This window comes from Streptomyces sp. NBC_01176, from assembly GCF_045039825.1.
In the GTDB taxonomy this organism is placed as follows: domain Bacteria; phylum Actinomycetota; class Actinomycetes; order Streptomycetales; family Streptomycetaceae; genus Streptomyces.
In genome coordinates this window covers 883511-895978 of the sequence record NZ_CP108600.1, presented here as the reverse complement: position 1 = coordinate 895978, position 12468 = coordinate 883511, and the positions used below count along the sequence as shown (strand labels likewise).

At 67.6% G+C, this 12468-nt stretch carries 12 protein-coding genes and 1 pseudogene; 7 read left to right on the top strand and 6 right to left on the bottom strand.

The features are described from left to right. The first annotated feature begins 34 nt into the window (after nt 1-34). Nucleotides 35-928 (top strand): LysR family transcriptional regulator, encoded by an 894-nt coding sequence (locus OG199_RS03490; protein ID WP_401809099.1) that lies wholly within the window; start codon nt 35-37, stop codon nt 926-928. 47 nt (nt 929-975) lie between these two features. Here OG199_RS03490 and OG199_RS03485 read toward each other — a convergent pair whose 3' ends face one another. Together OG199_RS03485 and OG199_RS03480 are read right to left on the bottom strand one after the other, a co-directional pair. Beyond that, nucleotides 976-1104 carry a hypothetical protein gene (locus OG199_RS03485; protein ID WP_405827863.1) on the bottom strand — a complete coding sequence of 43 codons (129 nt, stop codon included), beginning with the start codon at nt 1102-1104 and terminating at the stop codon, nt 976-978. Nucleotides 1105-1226: 122 nt separating this feature from the next. Then, complete coding sequence (locus OG199_RS03480) at nt 1227-2396, bottom strand: epoxide hydrolase family protein (RefSeq protein WP_356807736.1); 1170 nt, start codon at nt 2394-2396, stop codon at nt 1227-1229. Between the two features lie 192 nt (nt 2397-2588). On the opposite strand from OG199_RS03480, the gene OG199_RS03475 reads away from it, so the two are divergent. Then, on the top strand, nt 2589-3164 hold the full coding sequence (locus OG199_RS03475; RefSeq protein ID WP_405827861.1) for a CGNR zinc finger domain-containing protein: 576 nt from the start codon (nt 2589-2591) through the stop codon (nt 3162-3164). A gap of 202 nt (nt 3165-3366) precedes the next feature. Here OG199_RS03475 and OG199_RS03470 read toward each other — a convergent pair. Continuing rightward, nucleotides 3367-3994 (bottom strand): annotated as a pseudogene (locus tag OG199_RS03470) (DUF6461 domain-containing protein). A gap of 382 nt (nt 3995-4376) precedes the next feature. On the opposite strand from OG199_RS03470, the gene OG199_RS03465 reads away from it, so the two are divergent. After that, on the top strand, nt 4377-4640 hold the full coding sequence (locus tag OG199_RS03465) for a hypothetical protein (protein WP_405827859.1): 264 nt from the start codon (nt 4377-4379) through the stop codon (nt 4638-4640). Nucleotides 4641-4927: 287 nt separating this feature from the next. On the opposite strand, the gene OG199_RS03460 is transcribed toward OG199_RS03465, so the two are convergent. Next, complete coding sequence (locus OG199_RS03460) at nt 4928-5686, bottom strand: IclR family transcriptional regulator (RefSeq protein ID WP_356808793.1); 759 nt, start codon at nt 5684-5686, stop codon at nt 4928-4930. Between the two features lie 443 nt (nt 5687-6129). On the opposite strand from OG199_RS03460, the gene OG199_RS03455 reads away from it, so the two are divergent. The 3 genes from OG199_RS03455 to OG199_RS03445 all read left to right on the top strand — a co-directional run bounded on the left by OG199_RS03455 (nt 6130) and on the right by OG199_RS03445 (nt 9397). Further along, on the top strand, nt 6130-6990 hold the full coding sequence (locus tag OG199_RS03455) for an alpha/beta fold hydrolase (RefSeq protein ID WP_405827857.1): 861 nt from the start codon (nt 6130-6132) through the stop codon (nt 6988-6990). Beyond that, entirely contained in the window at nt 6987-7751 is a 765-nt protein-coding gene (locus OG199_RS03450; RefSeq protein ID WP_356808795.1) for an SDR family oxidoreductase, read from the top strand. Before OG199_RS03455 ends, OG199_RS03450 begins: the two co-directional genes overlap by 4 nt. 182 nt (nt 7752-7933) lie before the next feature. Next, entirely contained in the window at nt 7934-9397 is a 1464-nt protein-coding gene (locus OG199_RS03445) for a CoA transferase (protein ID WP_405827855.1), read from the top strand. 364 nt (nt 9398-9761) lie between these two features. Here the strand turns inward: OG199_RS03445 and OG199_RS03440 are convergent, their stop codons facing one another. Next, nucleotides 9762-10784, bottom strand: coding sequence for an NADP-dependent oxidoreductase (locus OG199_RS03440; RefSeq protein WP_405827853.1), 1023 nt, complete (start codon nt 10782-10784; stop codon nt 9762-9764). 101 nt (nt 10785-10885) lie between these two features. On the opposite strand from OG199_RS03440, the gene OG199_RS03435 reads away from it, so the two are divergent. Beyond that, a complete protein-coding gene (locus OG199_RS03435) occupies nt 10886-11800 on the top strand; it encodes a LysR family transcriptional regulator (protein WP_405827851.1) in 915 nt (304 codons plus the stop codon). A 32-nt stretch (nt 11801-11832) separates the two neighbouring features. Here OG199_RS03435 and OG199_RS03430 read toward each other — a convergent pair whose 3' ends face one another. Next, the gene (locus OG199_RS03430) at nt 11833-12195 is read right to left on the bottom strand and encodes a hypothetical protein (RefSeq protein WP_356804516.1); all 363 of its coding nucleotides are present in this window, start codon (nt 12193-12195) and stop codon (nt 11833-11835) included. Nucleotides 12196-12468 lie beyond the last annotated feature (273 nt).

Genomic DNA, 12468 nt, shown 5'->3' with positions numbered 1-12468 from the left:
TGGATTCGGGGGCCATGAGGGAACCGGGGGCGGAATGGAACTGCGGGACATAGAGATCTTCCTGATGCTCGCGGAGGAACTCCACTTCGGCCGCAGCGCCGAGCGCCTGCATGTCTCCCCGGCCCGTGTCAGTCAGGCGATCAAGAAGCAGGAACGCGCCATCGGCGCTCAGCTCTTCGAGCGGACCAGTCGCCATGTGCGGATGACCCCCGTCGGAGAGGTGCTGTTCCAGCGGCTGAAGCCGGCATACGAGGGCATCCAGGAAGCCATGGCCGAGGTGACCACCATCGCCCGCCATCCGTCCGGCACGTTGACGCTGGGGGGCATGGGTGCACAGATGCACGACATGCGCCCGGTCCTCACCCATTTCCGGGCCAAGCACCCGTCCGTCGAACTCCGGTTCAGGGAGGTGTTCTTCAGCGATCCGTTCGGAGCCTTGCGGGCCGGTGAGGTCGACGCGGTGGCCACCTGGCTGCCCGTTCGCGAACCGGACCTGACCGTCGGCGTGGTGCTGCGCGAGGAACCCCTCCACCTGATGGTGGCCACCGACCACCCGCTCGCCCGGCAGGAGTCGGTGAGCTTGGAGGTGCTCGGTGACCACCTCGTGCCGCGCCTGAACGGCCCTCCTCCCGCCTACTGGGAGAGCGCGGTCCTGCCGGCCCGCACACCGGCCGGACGCCCTGTCCGCCGCGGCCCGGCCGTCGCCACGTTCTACGAGATCCTGGCCTTCGTCGCGGCAGGTGATGTGGTATGCACGGTCCCCGACGAGGGGCGTCGCTACACCACGCAGCCGGACGTCGCCTTCCTTCCCCTCCACGACGCCCCGCCCGTCCGGTGGGCCCTGATCTGGCGCACCGACCGCGCGACCCCGCTGGTACGCGCACTCGCCGAGGCGGCGACGGAGTGCGGGGACGCCATGGAACCCTAGATACGGGAGGTGACGGCGTCGGTGCTGTCGTTCGTGACACCACCCCGTCACCGCCCCAGCGAAGGCGAGCGCGACCATCGACCCCTGCTCGGCGTCATCGCCTGCCGCACGTCCACCAGGCAGACGGTCGACCCGAGCAGCACCGTCAGCAGGGCGTCGAGGGGCCGGTCGCGCAACGCGTGCCTCCTCCGACCGCCCTCGGCGTCGCACGGCCTGCGCAGTCAGCCCCCGGCCTCACGCCTCCACGTCGGCGTCGACGACGTCATGCCCAATGTCGTCGACGACGTCATGCCCCATGTCAGTGAGCGGCCAGCACTGCCGCGAGGCCCTCTTGCAGGTCCCTGACGAAATACTCGGGAACCTCCAACGACGGGAAATGTCCGCCGGTTTCGGCCGACCTCCATCGGACGATCTGGCGGAACCGCTTCTGTGCCCAGGCGCGCGGACACTTCTCGATGTCGCGGGGATACATACTGATTGCTGACGGGACGTCGACCCGAAGTTCGGGGTCGAGCGAGTTGTGGCTTTCGTAGTAGATGCGGGCCGACGACGCGCCGGTTCGCGTCAGCCAATACAGGGTGATGTCGTCAAGGACGCTGTCCCTGGAAATCGTCTCGAACGGGCTGTCTTCGGTATCCGTCCACTCGGCGAACTTGTCGAGGATCCAGGCGAGAAGCCCGACTGGTGAGTCGACGAGCGAGTATCCGATGGTCTGCGGTCGGGTCGCCTGCTGCTTCGCGTACGCCGCGCGGTGGCGCCAGAAATCGCGGGTTTCCTCGGTCCATTCGCGTTCGGCCGCCGTCAGCCCGTCCGTTGTCAACCCGGGCGGTGCCTGCGCGGTCGTCGTGTGGATGCCGAGAACGTGCTCGGGGAACCTGCCGCCGAGGACCGTGGTGATCACACCTCCCCAGTCGCCGCCGTGGGCTACGAACTTGCCGTAGCCGAGCCGTGCCATCAGTTCCACCCATGCGGCCGCGATCTTCTCGATTCCCCACCCGGTGGTGGTCGGCTTGTCGCTGTAACCAAAACCTGGCAGCGACGGGACTACGACGTGGAACGCCGGCGTGTCCGCGTTTTTCGGATCTGCCAGTTCGTCTATCACGTGGGTGAACTCGGCAATGCTGCCTGGCCAGCCGTGTGTCAAGATCAGAGGGGTGGCGTCCGCGCGGCTGGACCGGCGGTGCAGGAAGTGGATTCCCAGATCGTCAATGGTCGTACGGAACTGGCCGATCTGGTTGAGGCGCGTTTCGAACGACCGCCAGTTGTACCCGGTGCGCCAGTAGTTCACGACGTCCACGAGGTCGGCGAGAGGAACGCCCTGTTCCCATCGGTGAGGATCGGGCGCGGCGCGGTACACCGTCTCGGCCTCCGGCAGCCGTGCCGCGGCCAGTCGCGCGCGCAGGTCGTCGAGGTCGGTGTCGGTCGCGTGGGCTTCGAATGCTTGCACGTCGCGCGTTTGACGGTTCATGAGATGCCCCCGCCGAGGTGAGCCGCCGTGGAGACAACGCGGCGATCAATGGCGGCCGCAGCGTCGGTGACGCACCAGCGCGTGGACATGAGACCTCCTGGTGATCGGGGAACCGAGGTGGCGCCCATCGGAACCGGCTAAGCCGGTTCTAGCAGCTCTCGATGCCGGCGTGCAACCAGCTAAGGTGGTTCCATGAGTGCTCGGTTCCCCGACTTCCGTCTCGGCAAGGTGCTGGCGACCAGCTTCACGGGGACCCTGTCGGAGCGTCATGGCGACCCTGTGGAGCGCATCCCCACGCCGCACCGACTCGTCGACTGGCTGGCGGTGAGTGGCCTCGCCGTGGAGTCCTGCACCACCACCCAGCTCGAACGGGCTTGGGAGCTGAGGGAATCAATTCACGCCGCTGCGACAGCGGCCGCGCGCCGAGACCCTCTTCCTGTGTCTGCTGTCCAGATCATCAATGACTGCAGCACTCAGGGTCGGGCCGCGGCCGTCTTGACGCCTGAGAGCAATCGGCAGTGGCGACTTGGCTCGACCTCCTCCGTGGAGGACGCCCTGAGCGTTGTCGCCGCCGACGCGATCAGCATCATCGCAGGTGAACGAGACGGGAAGTTGGCCTTGTGCGCATCGCCAACCTGCCGAGCCGCCTTCTTCGACACCAGTCAGAGCCGCACCCGCAAATGGTGCGACATGAACACCTGCGGGAATCGTCAGAAGAAGGCGCGCTTCAATGCCGGCAGTGCCAAAAGCGTCAGATCGGCCAAGTAATCGTTACTCTCGGTACATTCAGCGCCTCACGTCGGCGACACAGCTGACGAAAAAGGCGGTACCGCGTCCGAGTCCGTCGCCGGTCGACCGGCGAAATACAGGCAGCGAACACCAGTTGATGCGCGACGGGTGCGGCATCCCCACTCCGGGCCCCCCGCCGAGGGCGGCAAGTACGCCGGGTCACCCTCTACGTGCTCGCTCGCTACTCACCTGTCTCGTGCTCCGAACGACCCCTGGCCGGCGCATCGTTGTAGGTGATCACCACCGGCGCGTTTGCCCCCGCCCGTACGCGGTCCGACGCCGTCACGATCTCCTCGTAGCTCCACTCCTTGTGCAGGCGCTCCCCGTGGGCGTCGGTGATGTCGACGACCACGCTCGTCCACTCCTCGGCGGGCTGCTCGGGAACGAGTCCCAGCTCGTACGTAGCGTCCTGGAGCAGGGCTTCGGTGACGCGTACGCCGGTGAGTCTCTCGGCCAGAGCGAGGACCGCCGCCTTCCGGTCGACGTCGGGGGCGCTCTCGTCGTGCTCTCCCTCGGAGGTCAGAGGGAGGCGGACTTCCCGCAGCAGGGGGACCAATTCATCGGGGGTGCTGCCGTCGCGCGACGAGGGGACCTCGAACGTCGTACGGAGCTCACCGTCCTCGAACCAGTGGAAGAGGTGGATGGGCTTGCCGCCGTTGGTCGAGTGCGCCACGACCCGGCCGCCCTTCGACAGCATCTCCGCGCACGGCGCCGCGATCCCCAGACCGCCGTCGAAGCCGCTCCATCGCGCGCAGCACCTCGCGCGGGGTCCGCCCCGATATCAGTGTCAGGGTGTATCCGCTCTCCATCATGGGGCGAAAGAGCGGCGAGGTGCGGATCCAGGCGTAGTCGTGCGCGGTCACCAAGGTCATACGGCGCAGTGTGCCTGATGCCTCTGACAACGCCCGGGACAGAAGATCCGGCACGCGGAAACCGTCGCCCCCGACGTCGTCGTCTCCCACCGGACCGGCCACGCGTCCCGCGCCCCGCCCGTACAACTTCCCGACGACGCGTCACACGCGCCCAGAGACTCGCTGTGCCGCTTGCCGCTTGCCGCTTGCCGCGCGGACGGCAGGACGCTGAGTCACGCGTCGACAACCTGCGCAGGCGACGGACTTCGCTGACGGTCGCTGAGCCGGTACTCATGACGCATGACAACTTCTGACGGCGTGGACGGAGTTGGCGACGTGCGTGAGTCCGGCGCCGAGAAGGTCGCGGTACCTGAGACGGGTCCCGAACCAGAACACGGGCACAGGATTCGCCAGGGTCGTCGCCGATGACCTGGACGTCCTGAACAGCCGTGAGCAGATGGGCCTCGCCTGGACCTCCTACCCCGCTGCTACCGGCATGGCCACGAAGGACATCGGCTCGTTGGCGTCGATCAGGTCGCACTATGTCGCCGCCGACTCCTTCCTCCAGGGCGCGATCGGCCGAGCAAGGGGCAGGCGACCGTGACGGCTACGCACTCGATGTCGGCCTGTATCGGCAGGCCAACGCCGCCTACCTGAAGGAAGCCGGCGACTTCGGCTTCACCGCTTGTGGCCCGGTTGGCCGACCCGGCCGGCTGACCGGGCCAGAGCGGCTGTGCCGAACGGGCCGGTGGCAGAGCGATGGTTCGCCGTGGTCACCGACCAGCAGCGAAGCCACTGGCAAGGACCCGGACGCGACAGAAGTTGATCAGCGGAGGTCGAACGACATGCTCAGTGGGATCAGGAAGCCCGCGCCGCGTGTGTTGCGGCGCTCTACCAAGCTGACCAGTCAGGCGAACGCAACCGCTCCGACACCTTGGCCGCGGCCCCCCGCACCGCCGTGACGAATTCCCTCTCGTGAGTGGAGAAGCGGCGCAAGGGCGCACTGATGCTGAGCGACGCTACGACATCTCCCTGGGGTCCTCTGATCCCCGTGGCCACACACCCCACATCCGGCACAGCCTCGCCGTGGTCGAACGCGACTCCAGTGCGACGGATCGTCTCCAGCTCGCGCAGCAGTTCGTCGGGGTCGACGAGCGAGTCGCTGGTGGGGGTACGGAGTTCGCGTCCGCGCAACTGTTCTTCCACCGTCTGCTGAGGTAGCGCGGCAAGCAGCGCGCGGCCCGAAGCGAAGCCATGAGCCTCTTTCCGGGCGCCGACGCGCGGTCCCATCACCGACAGCGGGGTGTCCCCGACCACCTTGTGGATGAAGAGCACGGACTCCCGCAGGAACACGCCGAGGCAGACTGTCTCGCTGAACCGCCGGACGACGGTCTCCATGACGGGCCTTGCCGCGGGGGCGAGGGTCGATGCTGAGCGCTGGACCTCGCCGAGTTCGAACACGCGCCAGCCGAGCTCGTAGCGGCCTCGTCGCCGCACCTGCAGGAGCCCCGTCTCGGTGAGGCTGGTGAGCAAGAAGTGTGCAGTGGAGCGAGGGATGCCGAGTGAAGCGGCGACCTCGCTGACTCCCCACTCCGGCGTCGCGGCAGTGAAGAGGTCCAGAAGCCGACCTGCTTTCCCGATCGTCGACATCAGCACGCTCCCGGTTCGCTTGAGCTGACATTCCGGCGTTCCGGCTCCAGGCGCCACACCTGCGCGTCCCTGCTGGGTCGGCGTGCCCGATCCGAGATGACACGGGAGCGAGCGCACTCCGGTCGCACCACTGCGACCGCGATCACCCAGGGCTTGGCGCCGTTGTCGGACGCTGTGCCCCGCCAGGGACGACCTTCACACCAACCGGACATCCCTACCGGAACCACATCATACATCAGTGGATTTGAATTCCAAACTTACCTCGAAAGTGACGCTACCCGGAGTCACTCGGCGTATACGTACCGGCAGCGGTTCCGAATATCCGAATTCGATCACCTTTTTTGAATGGGCGATACAAAACTGTCGAACGGAGCCGACTCGCACGGTCGGGCATGCAGGACAGTGCAGCTACCACTTACCAGCTCCTCGGACAGGAAACCGCCATGACACCTTTCTCCCTCGACGCCCCGGACTCGTTCGTGGAGGTGGACGGCATCCGCTTCGCCTACCGCGGCTTCGGCGCGGCCACCGGAACTCCGCTCGTCTTCCTGAACCGGTTCCGCGGCACGATGGACGACTGGGACCCACTGCTCGTCGATGCCCTCGCCGCAGAGCGGCCGGTGATCCTGTTCGACAACGCGGGCATCGGGCGGTCCGGTGGCAGGACTCAGGGCACCGTCACCGAGATGGCACAGGCTGCCGCAGCCTTCATCACGGCCGTTGCTCGGGGGCCGGTGGACGTGATCGGGTTCTCGCTGGGCGGCTATGTCGCTCAGCGTCTGGCCCTGGGCTTCCCCGAGGTGGTGCGCCGCGTGGTTCTCGCGGGAACGGGGCCGGGTGCGGGAGAGGGCGTTCTGCCCTCGAAGCCCCAGGTGGGCCCGCTGCGATCGGCACCGCAGATGGATCTGGCGGCGCTGCGCGTCCTGTTCTTCACCGAGTCCGGCGCGGGGATACGCGCCGGCGACGGTCTGTGGGAGCGGACGCACCGCCGCGCGGACCGGGAGCCGGAAGTCGGCCCGGATTCGTACGGGCAGCAGATCGAGGCCATCAAGCACTTCTCCACGGGCGGCGACACTGCCTACCCGGAGCTGGGTCGGCTGCACCACCCTGTCCTGGTTGCCAACGGCCACGACGACGTGATGGTCCCCACGATCAACTCGTTCATCATGGCGCAGCGTCTGCCCAACGCCGAGCTGGCCGTCTACCCGGACTCCGGGCACGGCTTTCTCTTCCAGTACGCGGAGATGTTCGCCGCACGTGTCAACGAGTTCCTCGACCGGGCCGATGAGGGAGCGCCGGCGTGAAGGGCCCCTTCGGCATGACGGGGCAGACCGCGCTGGTCACCGGATCGACGGCCGGCATGGGGCTGGAGATCGCACGTGGACTCGCGCACGTGGGTGCGCGAACGGTGATCTCCAGCCATGACGATGCGGACCTCGAAACCGCTCGCGCGCGGCTGGGTTCGGAGGGCGTCGACGTCGGGGGCATCGTGTGCGACATCAGCGATGCCGCCAGTGCCCGCTCTCTGGCCGAGCGTGCCTTTCAGCGGTTCGGCAGGATCGACAGTCTGATCGTGCATGCGGGCGGCTTCACCCCGAACGGCCCGCTTGCGGAAGCCGGCCGACAGGACGTCGAACGGGCCTTCTCCACCACGGTCTTCAACAATCTGGAACTCATCCAGAACTTCCTGCCCCGCCTAGCCGGCGCCGGAGGCGGAAGTGTCGTCGTCACCTCCAGTATCGCCTCCGTGCGGGCCTCACCGATTCTGGGCGTCTACGGTGCGGCCAAGGCAGCCCTGAACTCACTCGTCAGAAACATCGCCGCCGAGTGGGGCGACCGCGGCGTGCGAGCGAATCTGATCGCTCCGGCCACGGTGCGAACCCGCTTCTCCGAGGTCCTGTGGTCCGACCCCCTTCGCGAAGAAGCCGCCGGCCACAAGACAGCGCTGGGCCGCATCGCCGAGCCGGCCGAAGTCGTGGGCGCCGTACTGCTCTTCGCCTCCCCCGCGGGTTCCTACATCACAGGCCAGACTCTCCTGATCGACGGCGGCCGATCCGTTCTCTGAGTCGGAGGTCGGACGGAAGAGCGGTACTGGCCTTGCTCCATTCAACGGAGCGCTCGGTCACTCCTCTACGTGCTGGACCATGAATTCCGTGCGCGTAGTTGCTCGCCGTTTGATCACCCATTACTCATCGCTTGAGTAGTCGATCCATCTACATGTCCACGAGAGCAAGGGATGTTCAGCTGATGCGTTCAGAGAGTGGGAATGCGACGGACTTCGTCAGTGAAACGCTGACTGTGGCGCCGAGTGATGTTCTTGATGGTCTGTACCGGGAACTGGGAATCGATGAGGCCGACACGGGCGGCAAAGTATCGATCCAAGGTGCCGATCCGGTGGCTCCTTCGGTGCACCGCATCGGTGACGCGGCCGCGGCCGCCCTCGCGGCGCTCGGTACGGAGGCGGCTGTCGTGTGGCGAGAGCGCGGGGGACAGGGACAGGACGTGGCGGTGTCAGTGGACTCCGCTCTGCATCAGCTCATGGCGATTCACCTGACCAGAGCCAGGGGTGTCGGTGTTTTCGAGATCCTGGAAGACCGAAATCTGCTCGGGAACAGCGACTTCTACCGAGCCGGGGACGGCCGGTATATCCATGTGATGATGCCCTATCCCCAGTTGCGGGACATCGTCTGCGCAGTGCTCGACTGCCCGCCGGATCGCCGGCGAATGGCCGACGCGATCGCACGCTGGGACGCTCTCGATCTCGAAGAGGCGATCTGTGCTCGCGGTGGCACCGCGACCGCAGTGCGGACCCGAGGAGAGTGGCGCTCCCACCCACAAGGCCGACAACTCGCGGACGGTCCGTTGATCCGGATCGAGAAGATCGCAGACGGCGCGCCTGAGCCGTTCCCGCCCTTGGACGTGACGCGCAGCGACGCATTGCCGCTCAGCGGGTTGCGTGTGCTGGACAACACGCATGTCATCTCCGGTCCCATGGCGACCCGGATAACCGGGGAACTGGGCGCCGAGGTACTGCATATGTCCCACCCGGCGCATGCCGACCCGAACTGCATGATCGTCGAGACCGGGATCGGAAAGCGTGCGGCCTTCTGCGACCTGACCAAATCCGCGCAAGCGCAAGAGTTCTGGCGAGTGCTCGCCGAGGCCGACGTGTACGCGAGCAACTACATCGGCCTCGACGAGAAGGGCTTCGGTCCGCTCGCGCTGGTCGAGCGCCGGCCCGGCCTGGTCGTGCTCGAGATCCATGGCTGGGGCACGACCGGGCCGTGGTCACAACGCGGCGGCTTTGACCAACTCGCCTGCGCGGCGACCGGTTTCGCCGCTGAGGAAGGGTCCTTCGACGGACCTCGCATGCCGCCGACCGGTCTGCTCAACGACTACATAGCGGCCATTCTTGGGGCTGCCGGAACGCTCGAAGCACTGCGCCGTCGGGCCAGGGAAGGCGGCAGCTACCGGGTTCATGTCGACCTGGCCAGAATCCCCATGTGGATTCAGGATCTCGGTCTCTTTCCGCGCCACCTGGTGGCGGACCTACCGGTTCCCGACCTGACTGCGGCACAAGCCGAACTGGAAACTGTCGACGGCCCGTTCGGTGAAGTGGCCTACTTGCCGACGAGGATCACCTACTCGACACTGCGCCCCCGCCTGACGCGTTCGGCCGAGCCGTTGGGTGCCTCCCCGCTCACCTGGTAGCCCGACCGTAGGCAGGGCGCACTGCGCAAACTCCCTCAGGGTCCTGGTCGCTGGGTGCGACGGACGAGGGCAGGAGGTCGTTGTCCGTCTCAAAGTGTGGCTGCTTTCGAGTGGACTGCTTCCGCATTCACTCGCCGACAGCGAGCCGGGCGTCATCGCCCGGTCGGACCTGGACGACGGCCAGGCCCACGCGAAGCAGACCGAGACCGAGCCGGAGGTCATGCCCTTTCGCGTCCCGGTCGGCAGCGTCGGAGCCTCACACCGACCGGTTGTGCCCGTAGTCGTAGCCCTTGCCGGCGTGCAGCATCGCAGGGCGACGACGGGGCCTGGACGGGGCGGGAAGAGCGCGCGGGTCCCGGCGGTGTCAGTTCGCCGGTGGGACCTGTGTGCGGTCTCGCACGATGATCTTGCCGGTGTTCTCGCCGCGCAGCATTCCCAGGAATGCGTCCACGATGTGCTCGAAACCGTCGACGAGGGTCTCGTCCAGGGCGAGCCGGCCGCTCTGCAGACGCGGTACCGCGAACTCGTACAACTCCTCCTGCACGTCGCGGTAGTTGCTGACCAGGAAGCCCTCCATGCGGATGCTCTTCTCGACGATGTCCGCATAGTCGAAGCGGGGCGACGGCGCGTCGGGGGTGTTGTACTGGCTGATCGTGCCGACCCGGACGATGCGCCCGAACTCGCGCAGCGCTCCCACCGCCGCGGACAGCTGCTCGCCGCCGACGTTGTCGACGAACACGTCGATGCCGCCGGGTGCGGCCTTGCCGAGCAGGTCGGCCACGGGCCCGTCGTGGTAGTCGAAAGCGGCGTCATAACCCACCTCCCGCACGAGGTGGGCCGCCTTGGCCGTCGAACCCGCGCTGCCCACGAGCCGTCCGGCTTGGAGCAGTCTGGCGAACCGCCCGGTCGCTGTGCCGACCCCGCCCGCGGCGGCCGACACGAACAGGTCCTCCCCCTCCTGGAGTCGGGCGATCCGGGTCAGGCCCACATAGGCGGTCAGACCGGTGCCGCCGAGCGTGCTCAGGAAAGCGGTCAGGGGCACCCCGTCGAAGCGGGGCAGCTGCCGGACGTTCTCGGGTCCGACCACCGCGTGAGTGCGCCAGCCCTGCCGGTGCATCACCACATCGCCCTCGGCGAGCCGAGGTGTGCGCGAGGCGATCACCCGCCCGATGGTGCGGCCCTCCAGCGGAGTGCCGAGCGCGAAGCCGCCGGGCACGTCGTCCATCATCTCGCGGTGGTAGGGGTCGACGGACCAGTAGAGGTTCTCCACGAGCGCGCTGCCGGCGACGGGGGCGGGAAGAGCCGACTCGACGAAGGCGAAGTGCTCGACGGTGGGGAATCCGTGGGGGCGGGCGGTCTGGTGCACGGTGAGCGCGGTCTCGTTCATGCCTGGGACCGTAGAGCGGGAATGCGCCTCCTGGGCAGCCGGTTGGGCTCATGCGACGCACCGTCCCATGAGCAGTTCTCATACGTTGAGGTGAGCGCCCCATGGCCCGCACGACCGACTCCGATCTCGTCCCGCAGGAACTGCGCGTCCTGGTGGCGATCGCGGACACCGGCGGCTTCTCGACCGCGGCCGGCACACTCGGCCTGACCCAGTCCGCGGTCTCCCACTCGGTTCGGGGCAGCGAGCGCAAGGTCGGTGCCGTCCTCTTCGAACGGGGCCGCACAGGCGCCCGCCCCACCCTTGCCGGAGAGAGGGCCGTCGCGCACGCCCGCCGCGTCCTGCGCCTGCTGGACGTCCTGACCGCCGAGGCGCGTGCCGCGGCCCGGCCCGATGCCGCGGAGGGGCTGCTGCGGATTGCGGCTTTCCGCAGCGCGGCTCTCCACCTGCTGCCGCCCGTACTGCGGCGCCTAAGCGCCCGGCACCCCGGGATCGAGCCGCGGGTGCGGATCGTACGCGAGGTGGGGCGCGGCACAGCGGGCGAAGTAGCCGACGGCAAAGCCGACGTGGCCATCGCCACGCTGGGTGGCTCTCTGCCGCTTCCACCGGGCCTTGTCGCGACCGAACTCTTCGAAGAGCCGTATGCCCTGGTGCACACGACGGGTCACGAGGCCCCGCGCTCGCTGCCACTGGTCGACTGGGCCGAGAACTGTGGTTCGTACACCCGCGGTTGGTGGGCCGCACAGGACTGGATCCCGAAGGCGACCGTCGAGGCCGAGGACGACGGAGCGGTGCTCTCCTTGGTGAGCGGAGGGCACGGAATGGCGATCATGCCCACGCTCTCCCTGGTCGGAGCACCGAACTCGGTCGAGATCACTGATCTCGGCCCCGAACGCCCGACACGCCAGGTCGGCGATGTCACCGCCTCCGAACTGGCCGGGTCCGCCGTCGTGCGCGCCTTGGTGAGAGAACTACGGGCCACGGTCGTCCCGGGGTGTGAGCGTTCTCCAGCATGTTGATTCCCTGTGAGCCCCGACGAGTTCGTGCGGGGTCAGCCCAGTGGATTCCAGTTGAACCAGCCCCGGGAAGTGTCATAGACGTTCGTGGGTTCGTCGCAGGTCTGGGAGGTCGAGATCCGCAGGGCGACGGCATCCGCGCGCGCCGCATGGCCGTCCGCGAGAACCACGGAGATCAGAACCGAAACCAGCATGAGCACGGGAAGAACTCGTCCGCGGCGTACGCGTGGGATGACCAGGGCTGCCACGGACAGCACGAGGCCGGCCAGCAGGAGCCACCGGTTCACGCTCGCTTCCCGGTCGAGTCGTCGGGACAGTTCTCCGAGGTCATCGCAGAGTACGTACGTCTCCGGTCCACCGAGCAGCGACAGACAGCGTTCGAGCACTGCGGCCAGCACGATGAACATCCCGAGGGCCGGCAGCGGACTCGGATCTCTCTCCGGCCCCGACCCCGACTCGGACCTCGCTCCCGTCCCGACCTGCCGCGCAACCCCCATTGCCCCCACCCTTCGACTGCCCGGCGGAACATCCGGTCGAGCGCAGAGATTACCGCCCCGTGCGGGTCGGGGTGCGGTGACCCAAGTCGCCAAAGCTGTGTGGTCAGCACACGCGATAGTCCCTGGTGCGGGTGGTGCCGATCCCGCTGCACGGGGTCGGCACCACCCGCGGCC